The sequence below is a fragment of the Membranihabitans marinus genome (assembly GCF_021729155.1).
GTDB lineage: Bacteria > Bacteroidota > Bacteroidia > Chitinophagales > Saprospiraceae > Membranihabitans > Membranihabitans marinus.
In genome coordinates this window covers 65,479-87,530 of the sequence record NZ_JAJQYA010000006.1, presented here as the reverse complement: position 1 = coordinate 87,530, position 22,052 = coordinate 65,479, and the positions used below count along the sequence as shown (strand labels likewise).

Genomic DNA, 22,052 nt, shown 5'->3' with positions numbered 1-22,052 from the left:
AAATTTATGCCGATAAAAATAAGACTGTAAAGGTATGTTTTCATGTATGCGACTTGTATTCCAGAGAATCAAACTGAATAAATGTATGTAAATATTAAATTTTGTGTATTTCGTATTACTCCCCACCACGATAACTTCTCAATCCGTAGACAGCTACCACTACATAACAGAATAAGGGCAATACAAAGGAAAATTTCACTTCCGAAACTCCCATCAATACTACGTCCTCATAACCCGGTCCACCCATATCCAAAATCAACCCCTGCAACGATGGCATGATGGCACCACCGACGATGGCCATTACCAAAAAGGCAGAACCGTACTTGGCATCTTCTCCCAATCCTTTGAGGGCAATCCCATAGATAGTGGGAAACATCAATGACATACAAAACGATATAGCCACCAAGCTGTACAATCCACCCATACCAGGTATAAATATCGTACCCAAAGTACATAGAATAGCACCCAAGGACAATATCATCAACAATCTACCGGCATTGACATATTGCAGTAAAAAAGTACAAATCCAACGCCCCAATAGAAAGACAATTAAAGCCGACATGGCGTAATAAACCGTCGTTTGATTGTCGATACCCAAGGTTTCGGCATATTGATAGATATAGGTCCAGCACATAATCTGTGCTCCTACATAAAATGTTTGAGCTATAACCCCACCTACAAAATGCTTCTTTTTAAAGATCCGCCGTATAGATTCACCCACGCTGGACTTGGATTGATCCGCACTTTCCGGCATCTTGACAAAGGCGATAAGAGCCAACATCAAAAGGACAAATATTCCCAGAATAACATAAGGATCTCTGATGACCATTAAATCCTGAGACTTAATCAATGCTTTGGCATCATCTGAGATGGCTGAAAAATCGACATCATCCGACTGCAAGGATCCCAGTATAAAAGTTTGTGCGACATAGAGTCCTGCCAATGCCCCCATGGGATTGAAAGCCTGAGCCAGATTGAGTCGCTGGGTGGAAGTAGCCTCATCACCCATCGACAAAATATATGGATTGGCTGTGGTTTCCAAAAAAGCAAGACCAAATGTTAGTATATATAAAGCGGCCAAGAAAAAATAGTATTGTTGATAGACAGCGGCAGGATAGAATAGGATGGCTCCAAAAGCATATAAGACCAACCCCAATAAAATTCCTTTTTTATAAGAGTACTTTTTTATAAATATAGCAGCGGGCAAAGCCATGGTTCCATACCCTCCGTAAAAGGCCAATTGAACTAAAGATGCTTGAAAATTGTCCAATTCCAAGATTTTCTTAAAAGCCGATACCATGGGATTCGTGATGTCATTGGCAAATCCCCATAAGGCAAATAGCGATGTTATAAGGATAAAAGGCAATAACACCTTTTTGGATACCACAGGCACCTTCTTTTGTTCAGCGACCAAACCACCATCTACGCTAAGTAATGTTTCATCTTTCATTCTGGAATGTTTACTTGTTTTATATATTCTATTCTAAATATCCAATCTGATAATAAATTTGAAATTCAGGTCACAATATAAAAAAAAGATCAATGGCAATGATTTACTGCCTTTTAAATTTCGACATTCAAAATATCCTTAAAACAAAATACGCCTACCCCAAAACCTCTATTCCTCGATTAATTATACTTACCTCAGCCATATTTGACCTAGGATGAATCCAATTTCAATTCGTACTAACAATATATACTGCCATTGAAGTGAAACACTATGTAGTTATTGAAACACAAATTAATTGATTACCAATAAATTGACTAACTTTGTAATTGAGCGAAAGTCAATAATATCCATGAAACCTAGGTCTTTGTTTTTTTTAATCTCCTCATATTGCTTTTTGGTCTTTAACCAAAGTTGCAGGCCCGACCTACAAGTATTGTCAATAGAACTTTCCTCTCCACCAATAGAGTTTACTGACCGGGGCCAATCCCCTTTTGTCATTGATGATCACTCCCTCATATACATCAGTGATACCACCATGGAAGCAGCCGCTCAGTATTTACTGGGACTCTTAGACGAGGACTACGACATTCAAATGATCGATGCCAATATTCATATGAACAGTGGGATTTTATTTACCTACGACTCCGATCTTGATCAATATCCCCAAGGGGGCTTTATCATCGATATCCACTCTAGCCACATTACGATTTCTGCGGCAGAACGAGGAGGGTTGTGGAATGCTGTTCAGATGATGGACGAGATACTTCCCAGTTCAGAGATTGACATTAAAAATTCAGCTCTACCTTCTGTAACCATTCTCGATTATCCCACTATCGATATAGAAAACTAATCCACCACTACCACCCTATTATATATCTCTGAGAAACGAAATCTATTCTTCGGGCTTTCTATTCTTATCCATATTCTCCATAATCAGATTGACCACGCGACGAACGGTCTTGGTTCTAATATCTTTTTCAATCGGTCGGTTCATCCGCTTTAAGACATACTGAAATTTTAAAGACAAACTATCCTTGTGAATTTCCACTATTTTAAACTGAAATGAATCTTCGACTATATATTTATTATAATCGTCTAAACTCCTGATCAATTCTTGTTCTAATTTTTCGATGGTATCCAAGGCGTGAAGATTGATTTCAAAATCAATGCTCACCTTTTTACTTGCCTTTCGCGTATAATTGGTTATTTCCGAGGTAAAAACTTTATTATTTGAGATGGCAATTATATCGTCCTCATCGTTGAGCAACAGGGTCTTACTCAATGTCATATCAATAATTCGACCTTTTTCTTCTCCGACCTTAACGTAGTCGTTTATTTTAATGTAAGACGAAAAACTGAGAATAATACCGCTGATAATATCTACGATGTAATCTTTGGAAACAATGGCTATAGCAGCCGCAACGATACTAATCGATGTAAAAAAAGTTTTATAATCTACACCAAATCCCGCTAAAATTGCCGATATTAAAGCTCCAGTTAAGAATAAATAATAGATATTCTTAAGCCCCAATGTCACATTATCGTATTTGCCAGCCCCTAAATTCTTTTTTCTCTTATAAAAATGGATAATGGTTCTGATACCGAGATCGACCATTAGCACCGCAATAAGGAAATTAGACAAGATCGAAAACCCCCTCAATTCCTTGACCCCAGCTGGAAAAATGTCAAATGGTGTAAACAGATGACTAGAAATTAACACCACAATGAGAACCTTGATTATATTAAGTATTACTTGCATGTATATTTCGTTATAAATTTATTGACAAGAAAACTATTTTTACGTTGGAATATTACATATTTGCAAAACAAATTAGAAATTCTAATTAAACTATTAATAATATGGCAGAGGAAAAAGAAAGAACTCGATATTCTGACCAAGAATTAGAAGAATTCAGGGTCATAATTGCTGATCGCCTTGATAAAGCCAAAGCTCAATTGGACAATATTCAAGAACAGATTCTTGAAACAACTGAGAATGGCGGAGATGAACACGGAGGTGACTGGGTTGACGATTCCGGTTTCAACAACGATATGGAATTGCTGAACACCATGGCCATCAGACAACGTAAATATTTACAAGATCTTGAAAATGCTTTGGTTCGAATTCGGAATAAGACCTACGGTATTTGCGTTATTTCCAACAAACTCATACCCAAGGAAAGACTAAAAGCGGTACCCACTACTACCAAATCACTAGTCGCTAAAACAGAAGAGAACCAAGCCATTAGTGCTAAGAAAAAGGAAAGACCATCTAAGCTCCCTTATGTCAATAAGGAAAGACAGGTGATCTCCAAGGTAGTAAAGAAGACATCAGCCAATCCTGACAAAAACAAAAAATTGAATATCTCATTGGACGACGATGACGATGACGATTTTTTCGATCCAGACTTAGAAGGACCAGATTTGGGGTCTGATGAAAATTTTGATGATTAAATTTCATCTAAAATTTCAAGCAAGTGCAGGCAAGCGGTTTCGAGTTCTTCCATTGTTATATTCAATGGAGGAGCTATTCGAACCGACTGTGCATTAAACAAAAACCAATCGTAAATATATCCGCGTTCCAATCCCTTTTTCACCACTGAATGCATCTCAGCTTCAGAATACAACTCTATGGCTGCCCATAGCCCAGCCGTTCTCAATTCCTTGATTTTATCGTGATGCATTACCTTGCGTATATAAGCCTCCTTGGATTGCACCGAATCGATATAGTCCTCTTTCAACAATACATTCAAGGTAGCCAATGCAGCTGCACAAGTCACAGGGTGACCTCCAAATGTTGTAATATGCCCCAAAACTGGATCGTGTGAAAACACATCCATTAGTTTTTTATCTGCAACCATACCACCGATGGGCATTCCGCCCCCCATTCCTTTGGCGATCAACATAATATCGGGGACCACATCGTACTTCTGATGAGCAAACAGCCTACCCGTCCTTCCAAAACCGGTCTGAATCTCATCCATTATCAACAATGCTCCCACTTCTGAGCATCGACGTCTAAGTGCTTCCAAATATCCCGGGTCTGGGGGGTATAATCCACGTTCGGCTTGAACGGGCTCGACCACTACAGCTGCCGTGAATTCATCAATAATTTTGAGATCGGCCAAATCATTAAAGTGAATATGTGATACCCCTGGCATTAATGGTCGATAGGGTCGATGAAAATATGCATCACTGTTGAGCGCCATAGCACCAGTGGTACTCCCATGATAAGACTCAAAACAACTGACTATCTTAGGTCGTCCAGTGTACCGCTTTGCCAATTTCAAGCCTGCCTCTGTAGCCTCTGCTCCAGAATTGACTAAATAGATACTGTTGAGTGAAGGATGGAGCATATCGGTGAGTTTCTTGGCATATCGAACTTGTGGTTCTAACACAAACTCACCATATACCAAGGTATGCATATACTGATCCACTTGATCTTTTACTGCCGCCACCACCGCTGGGTGTTGGTGCCCTATACTACTTACTCCAATCCCGCTGATCATATCGGCATAGCGCTTATGATCCCTATCCCATAAATACAATCCCTTAGATTTGACAATCTCCAATCCCATTGGTTCAGGACTGGTCTGGGCCAAATGCTTCAAAAATAGACTTCGAAAATTCATATATTCTTTTTTCCCTCTTGAATTAATCTTAATACTCGCCGCGACTACATCCTTCTACATTGGTTAAGACATATAATCCATAGCCACTCTATAGGTATTGGCGTGGGCATCTACTATAGCCGCCAAACTAACCGCATATCCTCCACCCATGACTACGACTAAAGGAATCCCATGTCTTTGGGCATAATCTATAACCATCCGATCCCTTTCTTTTGCCCCATTTCTTGTCAAATTCAAAGTGCCTAATCGATCAATTCCCAAAACATCTACACCGGCAATATAAAAAATTATATCTGGTCTAAATATTTCACTTAGTGAATCCAACAATTCAGCCAAAGATCTTAAATACTCATCGTCCCCTATGCCCTTGTCCAATTCAATATCATAATCCGACACTTCCTTTTGATAGGGATAATTGTTTCGACCGTGCATAGAACAGGTAAAAACAGACTTATTGTTTTGAAAAATATGGGCAGTTCCATTGCCCTGATGAACATCTAAATCCAAAATTAAAATTTTCATATTTGGATCTCCTTCCAACAACAAATTGGATGCTATAGCTACATCATTTAATATACAAAATCCTTCCCCATGGTCGGCAAAAGCGTGATGGGTACCACCGGCAATATTCATAGAAATCCCATATTCCATAGCATATAAACTGCACTGATAGGTAGCCATGGAAATGTATCTTCCGCGTTCCACCAATGCTTCCGTCATCGGGAAGCCGATCCGTCGAACTTCTTTCGCTGTTAATTTTTGCTGAAATAATTTATCTAAATATTCTGGAGTATGGGTCTTTAAAATCTCAGCCTCTGTCAGCCTGTCTGGATGAAAAAACTGTTCCCTTTGTATACTTCCCTCATACAGTAGTTGTTCAGGAAGAATCTCATATTTCTCCATAGGGAATCGATGCCCATTGGGCAATGAATATTTATAGACTGGAGCATATGCGATTTTCAACATAAGCGAAACGATTATCTCAAAACCAATACACTCTGTGTCAAAGTCACCTCATCGTCATTGACACATTTGATCTTGGCTACACAGACAATAATATCTGGCAATTCTGTATAGCTGGCTGGCCAATTGAGTTGATCCTCAGAATTGGGCATAAAATCATTTTTAAAAAACAACAGATTTCCATAGCGATCGAATACATTAAATTCCATAATCGATGCCATCTGCTTATAGGGATCAAATATCTGAACGAAATTGTTTTGAATTCCCTCTGGCGTAATCACATTAGGCATTTCAAAATATTGATTATCCTGTCTCAAACTAAGACTGGTATCAGCATAACATCCAGGATACTGTTCCACAAAATATTTATAAACCCCTGATTGAATAATTTCTGTCGATCCATATTCTAAACAAGCCGAACAAAGCATTTCGTCATCGGTTCGCCAACCAAAATTTAAATATCCCATAGGATCTATATTCAACGTTGCTTCTAAGGTATTGTCTGTTCGATAGGCCAATTTTTTTAGCCACTCTTCCTCACTGGTATTGAGATTGACGGTATCCAAACAGCCCTCCGTAGATTCAGTAATAAATTCAAAGGCTTGATTGGTAGGCAGATCAATAGAAAAATAGGGCAGAATTTCATCATCAATCATCCAATTGATCAATTGAGCCGAATCGGCAACATAATAAGTCACTATGCCGTCCAATTCACAGTTGTTAAATATCGATATATTGACTGGAGTGTAGATGTCTTCAGCCATGGATACTGTACCTGGGATAGAACATCTGTCGTAGTCAATGGTATAATGATAATCGCCCAAAGCCAAATCAGATCTATCCCAATAACCATTGCCACTTATATCGTCCCAAGTAATGGTAGAGCGCAACATGATATCATCCGGAACCTCTATCTGAATACTTCCATTCTCAAAACCACAAGTAAGATTGGTCTGCTGTATAATCGGGGTTATACAATTGGGAGTAAGTATAATCGTAGTATCTACTACACAGCCATTGATATCTGTCATCGAAACGAGGGCAGTATCTTTGGTCTGCTCAAAGGTCACGGTTTGATCAATTCCTCTAGTTGCGGTAAAATTCGCCGATTGAAGATCTAGTTGAGCTAAAATATCAAATGTTCCCATACCTTGTTGTACTCCTATGGTTATCGACACGCTATCTTGAGAGGATTCATCGAGAAGAATTTTTAATTCATTGGCTTGACTGGGTCCACCTACTCTAAACTCAAAAGTATCTATACAACCCACTCCGTCAGTGATATAAGCTTCATAATCACCACTTGCCAAATGCTGTAGAACTTCACCACTGTCCCCAGTCGACCAATCTACGGTAAATGGGCCTGTGCCTTTGCTTATCGTCAACCCTATACCTCCTTCATTGCCATCAAAACAAAGATTGGTATCCACTGCAGAAAACACCTCAAATCCACATTTGCTGATATTGCAAGAGGGAAATATTCCCAAATTCATGGTACTATCGCAGGACGTCCTAGCTACCGACTGCAACTGAATCAATAGTGGGGCATCATATAAAGTATTGAAATATCTAAATGTCTCATTATATTTTAAAACGGTATCCAAACCATCGGGAAATACTACTTGATACGCAGTATCCATTATCCCATCTCCGCCTCTGATCTCAAAATCGATGTATTGACTATCGGCCACACAAGTCATCACTGGATTCGCCAGTTCAAATACACAAGACCTACATCTTCCCGTATATGCGTCTACCGTTATTTCGGCTGTATCTCTTCCCAAAGAAGGGGTCTGAGAAATATAGTAGTAGGTATGAATCCCATTGCTACCATAGTTGATTTGCCGGGCATCGATACTATCTATACTGTTGAAATTGTTATCGTAAAACTGACCGAGATCCACCGTGGAAGCGAGATGCTCCCAAAGATTGAGCGGCAATCCTTCGTCTATACAATGTGCAATAGGGAAATCATCACCGGCATTGGAATGCGGACAGGCCACCGTCGGAAAGTCGATAATGGCTTCGCAGCCTGCCGTGTCTGAAAGCAATAGCTTATACGATCCGGGCTCTGGTCTGACATAGATCAATTCATCGTGAACCACTACTGATTCATCTCCATCTTTATACCACGCTATGGTATCCAATTCTATAGTATCTCCTACGGAAATTTCAATTGTTACATCGCTACAATCACTGCCATTTAAAATGGAATTAACGTGAGTATTGAATGAACATTTATCGGCTTCTAAATTTAGAATGACTTGTTTTCTACAACTCAAATCGCTGCCGTCTTGTATATAAATGGTATCGGCATCTACGGGAACCAATATTCCTGGTGTCCGAGATCCGTATGGATAATCATTAGTATTTATATCTTCTACCGCTCCATCGACCAATAAAAAATAAAAGGCATTGGGGTCGGTATTCGAAGCATGACTAATGTGAAATTGAATTCGTTTATAAACAACCCCATTTTGAATCACTTCTGAATTAATACTAGGAGTATAGAAGATTATATCGCTGCAATCTTGACCATTAACCATAGCTGGACCGATGGCAAACAGCAGCAAAAGAGAAAAAAACAATGGACGAAAAATTATAGTAACGGTTTTAACCATGGGATGCAAAAGGATAAATTTTTCTCAAAATAAAGAAGAAGTCTGGTAATATTCTCAATACAGACGTCTTTTTAACCTATATTATTTCATAAATATGAATGTGAATTAAATCTAGCCTCTAGAAAATCCTATGATTTCCCAATTTTACCGTACTTTTGTACCCCTATTATTTAGAGGAGTTAGGATTGATAAATATTAGTTCAAAAATATGCAATTAACAGAGCAAGAAATTATTAGAAGGAAGGCATTGGAGGAAATTCGCGCATTGGGAATTGATCCCTATCCTGCCGAAGCCTACCCAGTGAACACCACTGCAGCGGAAGTGTTAAAAAATTATACAGAAGAAAATAAAGCTGACTTTACTGAGATCTGCCTTTCTGGTCGTCTGATGACGAAACGGGTAATGGGTAAAGCCTCCTTCGCTGTTCTCAAAGATGGCTCTGGTAAGATCCAATTATATGTAAGTCGAGACGACATCGCTTCTGGTGAAGACAAGACTCTATACAACACTGTATTTAAAAAATTATTAGATATAGGGGATATCGTGGGCATCAAGGGTTATGCCTTTACGACCAAGGTAGGTGAAACTACCATCCACGTGACCGAGCTCAAGGTATTGGCCAAATCGCTGCGTCCACTACCTGTAGTCAAAATCACTAAAGATGCTGAAACTGGAGAAGAAAAGAAACACGATGCTTTTGTAAATCCAGAGTTGAGATACCGACAGCGCTATGTTGATTTGATAGTCAATGATCAAGTAAAACCAATATTTGTTACTCGATCTAAAATAATATCTTCCATGCGAAGATATTTTGATGATGAAGGATGGCTTGAGGTTGAAACCCCGGTATTGCAATCTGTACATGGGGGAGCAGCAGCCAAACCATTTGTCACCCATCACAACACATTGGACATGCCGCTTTTCTTGCGAATAGCCAATGAATTGTATTTAAAAAGATTAATCGTCGGAGGATTTGATGGGGTATATGAAATCGGAAAGATGTTTAGAAACGAAGGAATGGATCGCACCCATAATCCCGAATTTACATCCATGGAAATATACGTAGCCAATAAGGACTATCACTGGATGATGGAAATGGTTGAAAAACTTTTGGCCTTTATTGCTCAGCGAGTATTGGGTCAAACCACAGCTCAAGTCAAAGAAAACACCATCGATTTCCAAGGACCTTATCCGCGACTTTCCATCTATGAATCGATATTGAAATATGGATCTATCGATGTTGCCAAAATGACGGAAGATGAATTGCGCAGCGAATGCAAAAAACTACATATAGAGGTTGACTCTACCATGGGTAGAGGAAAACTAATCGACGAATTGTTTGGTGAGTTGGTAGAACCTCAATTAATCCAACCGACTTATATCACAGATTATCCGATTGAAATGACGCCTTTGGCCAAAAAACACCGGTCAGAACCTGGGTTGGTAGAGCGTTTTGAGTTATTTGTCAATGGCAAAGAAATAGCCAATGCCTATACAGAGCTCAACGATCCTATAGACCAAAGACAGCGATTCGAAGACCAATTAAAATTGGCAGCTAGAGGAGATGAAGAAGCCATGGCTCAAGATGAGGACTTTTTACGTGCCTTGGAATACGGCATGCCTCCTACTTCAGGCCTCGGTATAGGTATCGATCGATTGACGATGTTGATGACAGGTCAAACATCGATCCAAGAAGTAATATTTTTTCCACAAATGAGAAACGAGAAATAAAAAGATGAGCGAAATAAAAGATTTATTAGCCGTAAGTGGGCTACCCGGCTTATTTAGATTGATAGCCACCAAAAACAATGGTATTATTGTAGCGTCTATGCAAGATGGACAAAAAAAGTTCTTGTCCACTAGATCCTATCAGTTTTCACCATTAGAGTCTATAGCCATCTATACTGATGAAGATGCCATCCCATTGAGTGATGTGTTTTTAAAAATGAAGGATCATCCACCCAAGGAAGGGATTACTAAATCCGAGTATAGAGATTACTTTTCCGAAGTACTACCCAACTACGATCAAGACAAAGTGTACGCCAGCGACATTAAAAAAATAATTGCCTGGTATTTGTTTTTAGATGCAGAAGGTATCATTGAAAAATTGGGCAATGAAGAGTCTGATGAAACATTGATTGAAGATGCCATCGTAGAAGAAAGCGGAGAGGAAGAATAGGTAAAAGTTTTATCCAATATTCAATTTTCACTATCGTTATTGCGGCTTGACTATATTCATTTATGAAATAGATCAAGCACGAGTTGCATTATTCAATAAAACAATAGATATTGCAACTATAAAATCAATCAAAAGATAATATGAAATATATTTCACTCGTCAGTATGTGGGTCGTCCTCATACAAGGTCAGTTATTGTGTCAAGTCCAATCTAATATTGAAACCTGGGCTCAGCAGTTGGAATCAAACATCGATACGACTTCATTTCGAACCCACCTTTACAAATTGGCTAAAGAACCTCATCGAGCTGGAACCGAGGCCAATGAAAGAGTAGCTGACTATATCGGTGAAACCATGTCCCAGGCGGGGTTTAAAGTAAAAAAATATCCCTATGACATCTATATGCCCAAATCTCCGGGCAAAGCACAAGCCACTATTATCACTCCTCATAGACAACCGCTGAGCAATCAAGAAGACATCTTATTAGAAGATGAATACAGCAATCATGAAAACTTGGATATAGGGTGGAATGCCTATTCTGGGAGCGGACGTGTCACTGGAGAAGTAGTATATGTAAATTACGGTAAGAAGGAAGACTTCGAACTGCTTGAAATAATGGGTATTTCCATTGAGGGGAAAATAGCCATCGCTCGATATGGGGGCAATTTCCGTGGTTTCAAAGCCAAGTTTGCCGCTGAAGCAGGAGCTATAGGCCTAATAATGTATACCGATCCCAAAGATGCGGGCTATGTAAGAGGCTTGCCTTATCCCGAGGGACGATACTACAATTCGTCTACCATTCAAAGAGGTTCCGTTCTCACCCTACCTTTTACCGGAGATCCTTTGACTCCATTTGAACCAGCCCTACCTCTAGATCAGACCGACTCTCCAGAAAGACTGGCGATAGACTCTGTCGATTTCCATGAAATTCCCGTCCTTCCTATGAGTTATGGAAGTGCTGAACAAATATTGAAAGAAATGAAGGGCCAAGTCGTTCCTAACAGTTGGCAAGGTGGCCTACCTTTTACTTATAGGATAATCGGAGGTCCTCAACTCACGGTTGAATTAGATGTAGACCAACCCAAAGATTTTGTAAGAATCAACAATGTTATTGGCATGTTGGAAGGCAGTAAATATCCCGATGAATGGATTATTTTGGGATGTCACTACGATGCTTGGGGTTATGGCACCACTGACCCCAATAGTGGAACGGCCATGCTACTGAGTTTAGCGGAAACCCTAGGAAAAATAAACAAATCCGGCAAAGGTATTCAACGAAGTATCCTCATCGGTCATTGGGATGCTGAAGAACACGGGATATTGGGATCTACAGAATGGGTAGAAGAAATGCGCAAAGAACTCAATGCCAAAACCATTGCCTATATCAATGCCGATGCCGCTAGTTCGGGAACTCGATTTAGTGCAGCAGCTTCGCCATCACTAAAACCTATAATCCATGAGGCAGCTAAATATACCTCTTATATGAATTCTCCCAAGACGATTTGGGAACATTGGTTAGAAAATCAATCTAAACCGCAAGATTCAAGTCCTTCCATTGGGAATCTGGGCGGAGGATCTGATCACCTGGGATTCTATTCCCATATCGGTATACCGGCCATGGCAGCATCGATGAGTGGATCTACCCTTTACCATTCGAATTATGACGACTTACATTGGTTCCATAAGTTCGGAGATTCTACTTATCAAAACGGTATTACCTTGGCAAAACTAGTCGGTTTGGTCACGCTTCAACTCAGTGAAAAACCCACCATCCCATTGAACATGGAAACTTATGGGCTAGATCTGGTGAATCACATCAAAGATTTGGCCAAAATGGACGCTCCGGATAATATTAATGAAGGAGGATGGTCTGACTTAGTAGTTCAAGCAGTAGCGATAGCCACATTGGGCCAGCGAATAGATGAAGCATTGTCCGACTATAAGGGCAAATATCCATCGAAAATCAATCAACTCCTTATTCAGGCAGAAAGACAATTGATATTAGACGGAGGAATGCCATTTGGTGAATGGTATCAATCCATATACGCATGTTCTGATCCCTATAGCGGATATGCAGCATGGATGTTGCCGGGATTGAGATATTATCTTGTCAATAATGAAACTGAAAAATTGACCATCGCCCTCGAAGAACACGAAAAAGTCTTAGAGAAATTGTACAAACATTTGGTTGAAATTCAAGAGCTTTTAAAACAATAATGCGGTTATTACCCATCATAAACTTAAAATTTTATATACTTTTGTGGTCGTATAAAAATTAATAAAATGATAGGCTATATAGATTGGACAGTCAGTCCTCAAATTGGGTTCATTAGATTGTATAGTTTATGCTTTGCAGCTGGATTTATTATTGGCTATCAAATCGTTAAACGCATATTCAAAAATGAAAATGCCGATCTAGAATGGCTGGATTCACTCTTAATCTATCTGGTATTGGCTACGGTGTTGGGTGCTCGATTGGGCCATTGTTTATTTTACGATTGGGATTACTTTTCTAACCACATTTTAGAGATATTTTTACCGGTTCAATTTGAACCTGAATTTAGATTTATCGGATTTAGAGGTTTGGCTTCACATGGAGGCGCCATCGGAATATTAATCGCCCTTTATTTGTTCTCCAAGCGAATAAGCAAAACTCCCTATTTATGGATTCTCGACCGAATCGTTATTCCTATTTCATTGGCAGGTGCTTTTATTCGTTTGGGCAATCTAATGAATCACGAAATCGTGGGCAAGCCCACCGATGTACCCTGGGCATTCAAATTTAAATTGGTCGACGAATTGCCTCGACATCCTGTTCAGCTGTATGAATCTTTATCCTATTTGGCCATTTTCTTCTTTTTGTCCTATCTGTATTGGAAGACCGATGCCAAGCAAAGACTAGGCAAAATATTTGGTTGGTTTATGGTACTATTGTGGTCAGCGCGCTTTGTTATGGAATATTTCAAAAAAAGCCAAGGCGGATTTGAGACCTTTTTTGATCTTGGACTCTCTACCGGACAATTATTAAGCATTCCATTTGCCTTAGTAGGCGTCTATTTTCTATTAAACAACAAAGAGAATACTGTTGTTTTTAAAGCCAAGCCTTATGCAAAATCCAAAAAACGGTAAATCAAAACACTGAAATATATTTTTTGGACTTGAATTATATTTCAAGCTTAAAACGTTCTAATTTGAACATATTTATAGCTCAAGGCGTTTTACTTGAGAATTTTACTCTACATATTAAATCTTTAGATGAAAAATTATCCACTATCTGACGACATCATAGAAAAAATAGAAAGCAATGGCGAAGCCCATATCGGATCCAACGGCATAGACACTCCGTTACGGAAAGATGCATTTAATATTGATGATGATGAAAAAATGGCCTTAATCAGTGAAAAATTTGCTGATATTATGGACATACTGGGTTTAGATCTAAATGATGATAGTCTCAGTGGCACACCACATCGGGTAGCAAAAATGTTTGTAAAAGAAATATTTTATGGATTAAATCCAGACAACAAACCTAGAATCTCTGTATTTGATAATAAATACCAATATGATAAATTTATTATAGAGAAGAATGTATCGATCAAAAGTACATGTGAACACCATTTTCTACCCATTGTAGGCCATGCTCATGTAGGATATATATCTCACGGAAAGGTAATAGGATTATCAAAAATCAATAGAATAGTTGACTATTGTGCCCGTAGACCACAGGTACAAGAAAGGCTGACTCGCCAAATTTTAGAAGCATTAAAAGAAGCTCTAAATAGTGAAGATGTTATTGTCATGATAGATGCTGCACACTTTTGCGTCACGACGAGAGGAATACAGGACGACAACAGTAGGACAATAACCTTTGATTATGATGGGAAATTTAAAGATGCCGATATTCGAAAAGAATTTATGGACAGTATTCGATAAGAATACCATCCATAAAATTTTCTTAGATTAGTTATTCATGGCGCCTTGATCGACCCAGTCTTTAACCAATTCTCTTTCTTCTTCAGTCATCGTTCCCGATTTGGGCATCGTTCTACTTACCCATACGCGTTCTCTGATTTTAGCGGCAGCCAACTGAACCTTGTCGTACGTATCCAATTCCAAAATAACTGATCCCGGTCCATGACAAGAAGGGTTGGAACATTTTTGATCCAGGAGTGGTCTGATATCAGCGGTATAAGATACTTCTTCTCCTGTAATAATGGGATCATCGGAACAGGAAACCACAGTGATTCCAACCAGCAAAGCCAGTCCTAATAAGTTTTTAAATTTCATAATTTCATTTAAGTGAGTAAATAAATAGATACTTAAGTAGAACTTACAATATAATAAAATATTACTAATCTAGTCCCATTAATTTTCGATTAAAAGCATCGTCGGCATCTACTCCTGCAAAATCATCGAAAGCTTTCTCCGTTACTTTAATAATGTGGTCAGCAATAAAGGGTGCGCCTTCAATAGCACCTTGTTCACTATCTTTTACCGCACATTCCCATTCTAACACGGCCCATCCATCGTAATCATAGGTAGCCAATTTGGTGAAAATTGATTTAAAATCTACTTGACCATCACCCAAAGAACGGAAACGCCCAGGACGATCGGTCCAATCGGCAAACCCACCATAAACACCAGCTTTACCAGAAGGGTTAAATTCGGCATCTTTAACATGGAACATTTTAATCCTTTCGTGATAGAAGTCGATAAACTGCAAGTAATCCAATTGTTGTAACACAAAGTGAGAGGGATCATATAAAATATTAGCCCGAGAATGTCCGTCTAATGCATCGACAAATCTTTCAAAGGTCAAACCATCGTGAAGATCTTCACCGGGATGCAATTCATAACATACATCTACTCCCTTTTCATCAAAACGGTCCAAGATAGGTTTCCATCGAGCAGCTAATTCCTTAAAAGCAGCCTCTACCAATCCTTTGGGGCGTTGTGGCCAAGGATACATGGTATGCCAAATTAAGGCACCAGAAAATGTTCCGTGTACATCCAATCCCAGGTTTTCACTGGCATCTGCGGCCCACATCAATTGTTGTATCGCCCATGCAGTTCTCTCCTTGGGTTTCCCGTGAACAGAAGCCGGCGCAAATCCGTCAAATAGATCTCCATAAGCGGGATGTACTGCTACCAATTGACCTTGTAAGTGAGTGGACAATTCAGTGATTTCCACACCTTCTTCGGCTGCGATACCTTTGAGTTCATCGCAATAGTCTTTACTCTTAGCAGCTTTTTCCAAATCGATAAAAGAAGAAACAAAAGTCGGTATTTGAACTCCTTTATAACCTAGGCTGGCAGCCCATCTACAGATAGATCGCAAATCGTTGTAAGGTGGTTGATCTCCGGCAAATTGAGCTAGAAAAATGGCTGGTCCTTTTATATTTTTCATTCCAAATGATTTTATATTTTTAAAAAATTAAATAGTGTGCAATAGAATCTGCATTAGTTATTAAAAGATGTCCACTTTACATCACTTTTACCAGACTCCACCACTTTGTATAAAAATTTCATCCCTCTGACTCCATCGCTAACCGTAGGGAAATCGAGATATTGAGGATCAGGTTCTTGGCCTGCCAATCGAGCTTGAATGGTTTTGGCAAAATTTCTGTACAAATTGGCAAAAGCTTCCAAATATCCTTCCGGATGTCCTGCAGGCACTCTAGTATGAGCGGTTGCTCCTTCACTCAAAGCTCCTACCCCTGTTCTATATATTTCCATGGGTTTATTCAACCATTTAACCACAAGGGAATTGGGTTCCATCTGATGCCATTCCAGTCCAGCTTTAGTTCCATAAATTCTTATAGCCAGACTATTCTCTTCACCAGCCGCCACTTGACTAGCCGTTAAGATACCTGATGCCCCTCCATCGAATCGCAGAAGAACGGCTCCATCGTCATCTAAGACTCGAGATTTGACAACGGTATTGAGATCGGCACATAATTCAGATATTTTTTGTCCAGTTATATATTCTGCTAAATTTTCAGCATGGGTACCTATATCACCCATAGCTCCAGCGATACCGGATTTGGATGGATCCACACGCCAACCGGCCTGTTTGGAATCGGTATCTTCCACTTTTTCTGTTAACCAACCCTGAGGGTATTCCACATATATTTTACGAACATCACCAATTGTCCCAGCTGAAACCATGTCACGTGCTTGCTTAACCATTGGGTAGCCAGTATAAGTATGAGTAAGAGCGAAGATTAATCCAGACTTTTCGGTTAACTCTTCCAATTCCAAGGCCTCTTCCAATGTTCTGGTCATGGGTTTGTCACAGATCACATGAAAACCATTTTCCAGGGCCAATTTGGCCGGTAAAAAATGCAGGTGATTTGGAGTTACGATACTTACACAATCCATTCGAACATCGGCAGGTAATGCACTTTCTTTTTCAATCATTTCTTGAAAAGAACCGTAGACTCTATCTTCAGGTAAATAGAGTTCTTTTCCAGCTTGTTTAGATTTTTCAGGACTAGAACTAAAAGCTCCACAAACCAGGTCGATTTCACCATCTAATCTCGCTGCCATCCGATGCACATTGCCAATAAATGCACCAGGTCCACCACCGACCATTCCCATTCGTATTTTCCTACTCATTGTAATTGGTATTTATAATTTTGAAAATCCTAAATATAGGGAAAGAAAATGCAAAAATAAATGGTTATAAAGATTTTACAATAATAAAAACAAAGACCTATTTATCAATTTAATATACTGCATCCATGAATTATAACCAAAGATGGCTTATCCCAATCACCCAAAAATCCAATCTATATTCCAATCAAGCTGAAATAAAAATCAAAATGTACAGAATAAACCAAATATATGTCAATATAGTATTACATACATTAACACATAAATTATAATTTTACATAATTCTCCTTCGTTACAGAGATTTATATACAATTTTTTACTTATTAATGGTGAAAATGTAATAAAATAACGTTGCGATCTAGAAAACCGTATATATATTTATTACCCTTATAGAAACTTATTTCAACCCCCAAAGTAGAAACATATATACGGCACACAATTAATGAAAAGTGCATCAGATACGAATTAGCTAAACCTTTGTACTGGTGCATTTTTTTTAATTTCATGCCTAGATTTATAGCTTTTTCAAAAGTTACTCCCTGTTACCATTTCATATAAGATCGTTGCAATTATCAAAATATTGAAAAATAATACCACTTTTCTGAAAGATAGTATTATAATTAACAATAAATATAAAATATATTTGAAACGCTAGACATAGAGCGATTTTGTTATTGTAATTCCGTCAATCAAGCCAATGAATATTAATTTGTCCGCAATGCAGCATTTTTTCCAACACATATCATCTCCAAAAGAAATTACCTATGATATAGAAACAATGATTGATGACACCAAGAATATTTCTACAGCTACCAATCTGAGAGATAGAGAATTACCTCGAAATATTTTGTTTCTCTAGCCATTAATAAGGTATAATAATTTCTTATTCACTTTAGATTCCCTATATAACATAATATTAAGTTAGTCACTAAATTTAAATTACTAAATAAAAAAAGAATGACAACCAATAACACACCATTAAAAGTACTCGTAGTTGGATGTGGCAACATGGGAGCTTCCCATGCCACGGCTTATCACAACATGGAAGATTTTGAAATTGTTGGCCTAGTAGCCAGAGGTGAAAGCAAGAATAAGTTAAATGAAAGATTGTCGGCCAATTACCCATTATATGACGACTATACTACAGCACTAGAAGCCACTCAGCCAGATGCCGTATGTATCTCGACCTATCCAGACACCCATGAAGCATACGCCATACAGGCCTTCGAACAAGGCTGTCATGTCTTTGTTGAAAAACCATTGGCCGATACTGTCGAAGGTTCTGAACGCGTAGTAGCAGCAGCCAAAAAAGCCAATAAAAAATTAGTAGTAGGCTATATCCTTCGCCACCATCCATCTTGGGAAAAATTCGTTGAATTGTCTCAGGAATTGGGCAAGCCATTGGTTATGAGAATGAATCTCAATCAACAGAGCCAAACAGAAATGTGGCAGTTACACAGAAACCTTATGGCCAGTTTAAGTCCAATCGTAGATTGTGGGGTACACTATATCGATGTGATGTGTCAAATGACGCGATCCAAACCAGTCCACGTAAGTGCCATTGGTGCAAGACTTACCGATGATATTCCCGCAGACAACTACAACTATGGACAACTGCAAATAAGATTCGAGGATGGATCAGTGGGCTGGTATGAAGCAGGTTGGGGCCCCATGGTCAGTGAAACAGCCTTCTTTGTAAAAGACGTTTTCGGCCCCAAAGGTTCAGTATCCATCGTAGCTCAAGATGCAGGAGGAAGTGGTAAATCTTCTTCAATAGAAGCCCACACCAAAACAGAATCCTTACGTTTCCACCATTCAGAACTAGACGAAGAAGAGCGATTTAAAAGAGAAGACGACTGGATTAATTTACAAGACGAACCCGATCATCAAGGGCTTTGCGATAGAGAGCAAGCATATTTCTTAAACGCCATCCAAAACGATATCGATTTAAGCGATCACGGTCAAGATGCCGTCAATAGTTTGCGAATTGCATTTGCCTGTGATGAATCTGTAAAAACTGGTAAAACCGTTTACCTATAAACTTATTGATGAAAAATCAAACAGCAATTATTACCGGAGCAGCCAAGGGCTTAGGCCTAGCAATAGCCCAAAAACTGGCAGACTCAGGTACACAATTAATACTTATAGATATGGATGGGCCAACCTTAGAAAAGGTTGCCCAATCCATGCCTAATGTTATATATACTCAGGCTATGGACATTACCGACGAAACAGCGGTGGAAGACATGGTTAAAGAAGTATCATCCATTACACCTCACATCCATATATTGGTCAATAGTGCCGGCATTACTGGCCAGACCAACATCAAGAGTCACTTGGCCCAAAAACAAGATGTAGAAAGGGTGATGGGAGTAAATTTTTATGGATCATGGTATTTGTCAAAATATGTTTTGCCATTCATGCTCGATCAAAAATACGGGAGGATCCTCCACATTGCATCGATAGCGGGCAAAGAGGGCAATGCGGGAATGCTGGCCTATTCAGCCTCCAAAGCTGCAGTAATTGGGATGACTAAAGTTCAGGGAAAGGAATACGCGGGGACGGGCATTACTGTAAATGCTATAGCCCCAGCTGTAATCCAAACAGCTATGGTAGATCAAATGCCTGCAGAACAAGTCAAATACATGACAGATAAAATTCCAATGCAGCGATGTGGCACCCTGGATGAATTGTCTGCTTTGGCTGCCTTCATTGTTTCTCCAGACAACAGCTTTACCACAGGTTTCACTTTTGATCTATCCGGAGGGAGAGCAACCTATTAAATCACTATGTGTAAATACATAACTAAAATAAAATGAGGTGCAATTTTGACAATTGCTATTTTTCCAATATTTAATTCATCCAATGAATAAGAGATAGAGTGGATTTGGATTTGAGATTGGAAAAAAATAAATCATGATTTAACATCTCAATAAAAAATAAGATTCGCAACTAAAACATTAGTACATTATGGATGACCAAAGACCACTGATAATTGATGCTCACATAGACATCTCTATGAATGCCATGGAATGGAACAGAGATTTAACATTATCAGTCGAAGAAATAAGAGATAGGGAAAAAGGATTAACCGACAAATTGGACAGAGCCAAAGGTGTAGTGTCTTTACCGGCATTGCGAGAGGGAAGAATTGGACTAGTGGTAGCTACTCAAATTGCTCGTTTCGTAGCCTTAGACAGTGATTTGCCAGGCTGGCATTCTCCTGCTCAGGCATGGGCTCAGAGTCAAGGTCAACTGGCTTGGTATAAAACCATGGAAAAATTGGGCGAAATGGTTCAGATCACCAATCTCACTGAACTCAACAGCCATATTGATATGTGGGAAGATCGATCGATCGCAGATGAGACTAAACCTATTGGCTTTATCCTCAGCCTAGAAGGTGCTGATTCCTTGGTCAACCTCGACTTCTTAGACACCGCTCATCAATATGGATTACGAGCATTGGGCCCAGCACATTATGGCCCTGGTCGGTACGCCAATGGTACGGGAAGGGATGAAGCATTGGGAGAACCAGGTTTAGCACTTTTGAAAAAAATGGATAGCTTAAACCTCATCCTAGACGTTACCCATTTAACCGATGCAGCTTTTGATCAAGCCATGGACATCTATACTGGACCGGTATGGGCCAGTCATCACAATAGTAGAACACTAGTCCCTCATCAACGACAACTCACAGACGATCAAATCAAAACATTGGTCGAACGAGATGCCGTGATCGGTGCCTCTTTAGATGTATGGATGATGGTCCCTGGATGGGTTAGAGGCCAATCCGACCCATTCAAAGATGGTGCCGCACTGGAAGTCATTGTCGACCACTGGGACCACATTTGCCAAATCGCAGGCAATACCAACCATATAGCCATCGGAAGTGATTTAGATGGGATGTTTGGAAAAGAGCAAAGTCCATACGATTTAGAGACTATTGCCGATTTACAAAAGCTACCTGAGCTATTAACCAAAAGAGGATATAGTTCAACTGATATTCAAAAAATAATGCACGGCAATTGGCTTAGGCTATTGCGTCGTGCTTGGGCATAATACGAAACACATATTAATAATCATAAAACAAAAATAATCATGAAAAAAGAAGTAATTCATCCGGAAAGAGAAGCAGACTTTGTAACAGGAGCGTATTCAGATGCCGTTATTATAGACGGAATGATCTATGTAAGTGGACAAGCCTCTGTAGATTTTAAAACTTCAAAATTTGACTTAGGCACTATAGAGGAGGAAACCCATAAAACCCTTCAAAATATTGAAGCCATTTTAAAAAAAGCAGGTAGCTCATTGGACTATGTAGTTAAAACTACTGCTCACTTAGCTGACATTGCCGATTTCGATAGATACAATGAAGTATACGCATCGTATTTCAAAGGGGTAAAACCAGCTAGAACAACGGTTCAATCTGTATTGGCCGAAAATCTAAAAGTAGAGATCGACTGTATCGCCAAAATACCAGAATAAGAATATCAATCTATTCTTTTACGAACAAAAAACCTGTGCATCTTTAAAGATTGCACAGGTTTTTTCTTTGCAATAAAGATATTATACCAATTACGTTTATAATTTTA

The 22,052-nt window shown here is 39.1% G+C and carries 20 protein-coding genes; 12 read left to right on the top strand and 8 right to left on the bottom strand.

Annotated features, from left to right (window positions below; all coding sequences use genetic code 11):
* Positions 1-115: 115 nt before the first annotated feature.
* On the bottom strand, positions 116-1,450 hold the full coding sequence (fucP, locus tag LVD51_RS05955; protein WP_236970288.1) for an L-fucose:H+ symporter permease: 1,335 nt from the start codon (positions 1,448-1,450) through the stop codon (positions 116-118).
* Between the two features lie 433 nt (positions 1,451-1,883).
* On the opposite strand from fucP, the gene LVD51_RS05950 reads away from it, so the two are divergent.
* The gene (locus tag LVD51_RS05950; protein WP_236970287.1) at positions 1,884-2,300 is read left to right on the top strand and encodes a glycoside hydrolase family 20 zincin-like fold domain-containing protein; all 417 of its coding nucleotides are present in this window, start codon (positions 1,884-1,886) and stop codon (positions 2,298-2,300) included.
* 42 nt (positions 2,301-2,342) lie between these two features.
* Here the strand turns inward: LVD51_RS05950 and LVD51_RS05945 are convergent, their stop codons facing one another.
* On the bottom strand, positions 2,343-3,209 hold the full coding sequence (locus LVD51_RS05945; RefSeq protein ID WP_236970286.1) for a mechanosensitive ion channel family protein: 867 nt from the start codon (positions 3,207-3,209) through the stop codon (positions 2,343-2,345).
* A 101-nt stretch (positions 3,210-3,310) separates the two neighbouring features.
* On the opposite strand from LVD51_RS05945, the gene LVD51_RS05940 reads away from it, so the two are divergent.
* Complete coding sequence (locus LVD51_RS05940) at positions 3,311-3,904, top strand: TraR/DksA family transcriptional regulator (protein ID WP_236970285.1); 594 nt, start codon at positions 3,311-3,313, stop codon at positions 3,902-3,904.
* Here LVD51_RS05940 and LVD51_RS05935 read toward each other — a convergent pair.
* The 3 genes from LVD51_RS05935 to LVD51_RS05925 all read right to left on the bottom strand — a co-directional run bounded on the left by LVD51_RS05935 (position 3,901) and on the right by LVD51_RS05925 (position 8,633).
* Positions 3,901-5,082, bottom strand: coding sequence for an aspartate aminotransferase family protein (locus LVD51_RS05935; RefSeq protein ID WP_236970284.1), 1,182 nt, complete (start codon positions 5,080-5,082; stop codon positions 3,901-3,903). The two genes, LVD51_RS05940 and LVD51_RS05935, sit on opposite strands and share 4 nt — an antisense overlap.
* 63 nt (positions 5,083-5,145) lie before the next feature.
* Entirely contained in the window at positions 5,146-6,048 is a 903-nt protein-coding gene (locus LVD51_RS05930) for a histone deacetylase family protein (RefSeq protein ID WP_236970283.1), read from the bottom strand.
* Positions 6,049-6,059: 11 nt separating this feature from the next.
* The gene (locus LVD51_RS05925) at positions 6,060-8,633 is read right to left on the bottom strand and encodes a SprB repeat-containing protein (protein ID WP_236970282.1); all 2,574 of its coding nucleotides are present in this window, start codon (positions 8,631-8,633) and stop codon (positions 6,060-6,062) included.
* Between the two features lie 241 nt (positions 8,634-8,874).
* Here LVD51_RS05925 and lysS point away from each other — a divergent pair, with 241 nt between their 5' ends.
* The 5 genes from lysS (at position 8,875) to folE (ending at position 14,778) form a co-directional block, all read left to right on the top strand.
* Positions 8,875-10,398, top strand: a complete 1,524-nt coding sequence (lysS, locus tag LVD51_RS05920) for a lysine--tRNA ligase (protein WP_236970281.1) — start codon at positions 8,875-8,877, stop codon at positions 10,396-10,398.
* Between the two features lie 4 nt (positions 10,399-10,402).
* Positions 10,403-10,846, top strand: a complete 444-nt coding sequence (locus tag LVD51_RS05915) for a DUF5606 family protein (protein WP_236970280.1) — start codon at positions 10,403-10,405, stop codon at positions 10,844-10,846.
* A gap of 140 nt (positions 10,847-10,986) precedes the next feature.
* Complete coding sequence (locus LVD51_RS05910; RefSeq protein ID WP_236970279.1) at positions 10,987-13,062, top strand: M28 family peptidase; 2,076 nt, start codon at positions 10,987-10,989, stop codon at positions 13,060-13,062.
* Positions 13,063-13,128: 66 nt separating this feature from the next.
* Positions 13,129-13,974: a prolipoprotein diacylglyceryl transferase gene (gene lgt / locus LVD51_RS05905; RefSeq protein ID WP_236970278.1), complete on the top strand. Its 846-nt coding sequence runs from the start codon at positions 13,129-13,131 to the stop codon at positions 13,972-13,974.
* 126 nt (positions 13,975-14,100) lie between these two features.
* Positions 14,101-14,778, top strand: coding sequence for a GTP cyclohydrolase I FolE (folE, locus tag LVD51_RS05900; RefSeq protein ID WP_236970277.1), 678 nt, complete (start codon positions 14,101-14,103; stop codon positions 14,776-14,778).
* A 27-nt stretch (positions 14,779-14,805) separates the two neighbouring features.
* On the opposite strand, the gene LVD51_RS05895 is transcribed toward folE, so the two are convergent.
* From LVD51_RS05895 to LVD51_RS05885, 3 genes are all read right to left on the bottom strand, one after another.
* The gene (locus tag LVD51_RS05895) at positions 14,806-15,132 is read right to left on the bottom strand and encodes a hypothetical protein (protein ID WP_236970276.1); all 327 of its coding nucleotides are present in this window, start codon (positions 15,130-15,132) and stop codon (positions 14,806-14,808) included.
* Between the two features lie 64 nt (positions 15,133-15,196).
* The gene (locus LVD51_RS05890; protein ID WP_236970275.1) at positions 15,197-16,252 is read right to left on the bottom strand and encodes a sugar phosphate isomerase/epimerase family protein; all 1,056 of its coding nucleotides are present in this window, start codon (positions 16,250-16,252) and stop codon (positions 15,197-15,199) included.
* 53 nt (positions 16,253-16,305) lie between these two features.
* Positions 16,306-17,463, bottom strand: a complete 1,158-nt coding sequence (locus LVD51_RS05885) for a Gfo/Idh/MocA family protein (RefSeq protein ID WP_236970274.1) — start codon at positions 17,461-17,463, stop codon at positions 16,306-16,308.
* Positions 17,464-18,178: 715 nt separating this feature from the next.
* On the opposite strand from LVD51_RS05885, the gene LVD51_RS05880 reads away from it, so the two are divergent.
* The 5 genes from LVD51_RS05880 to LVD51_RS05860 all read left to right on the top strand — a co-directional run bounded on the left by LVD51_RS05880 (position 18,179) and on the right by LVD51_RS05860 (position 21,945).
* Positions 18,179-18,319: a hypothetical protein gene (locus LVD51_RS05880; RefSeq protein ID WP_236970273.1), complete on the top strand. Its 141-nt coding sequence runs from the start codon at positions 18,179-18,181 to the stop codon at positions 18,317-18,319.
* Positions 18,320-18,417: 98 nt separating this feature from the next.
* Positions 18,418-19,500, top strand: a complete 1,083-nt coding sequence (locus tag LVD51_RS05875; RefSeq protein WP_236970272.1) for a Gfo/Idh/MocA family protein — start codon at positions 18,418-18,420, stop codon at positions 19,498-19,500.
* An 8-nt stretch (positions 19,501-19,508) separates the two neighbouring features.
* The gene (locus tag LVD51_RS05870; protein ID WP_236970271.1) at positions 19,509-20,243 is read left to right on the top strand and encodes an SDR family NAD(P)-dependent oxidoreductase; all 735 of its coding nucleotides are present in this window, start codon (positions 19,509-19,511) and stop codon (positions 20,241-20,243) included.
* 187 nt (positions 20,244-20,430) lie between these two features.
* On the top strand, positions 20,431-21,519 hold the full coding sequence (locus LVD51_RS05865; protein ID WP_236970270.1) for a dipeptidase: 1,089 nt from the start codon (positions 20,431-20,433) through the stop codon (positions 21,517-21,519).
* A gap of 39 nt (positions 21,520-21,558) precedes the next feature.
* Positions 21,559-21,945 (top strand): RidA family protein, encoded by a 387-nt coding sequence (locus LVD51_RS05860; protein WP_236970269.1) that lies wholly within the window; start codon positions 21,559-21,561, stop codon positions 21,943-21,945.
* The last annotated feature ends 107 nt before the right edge of the window (positions 21,946-22,052 follow it).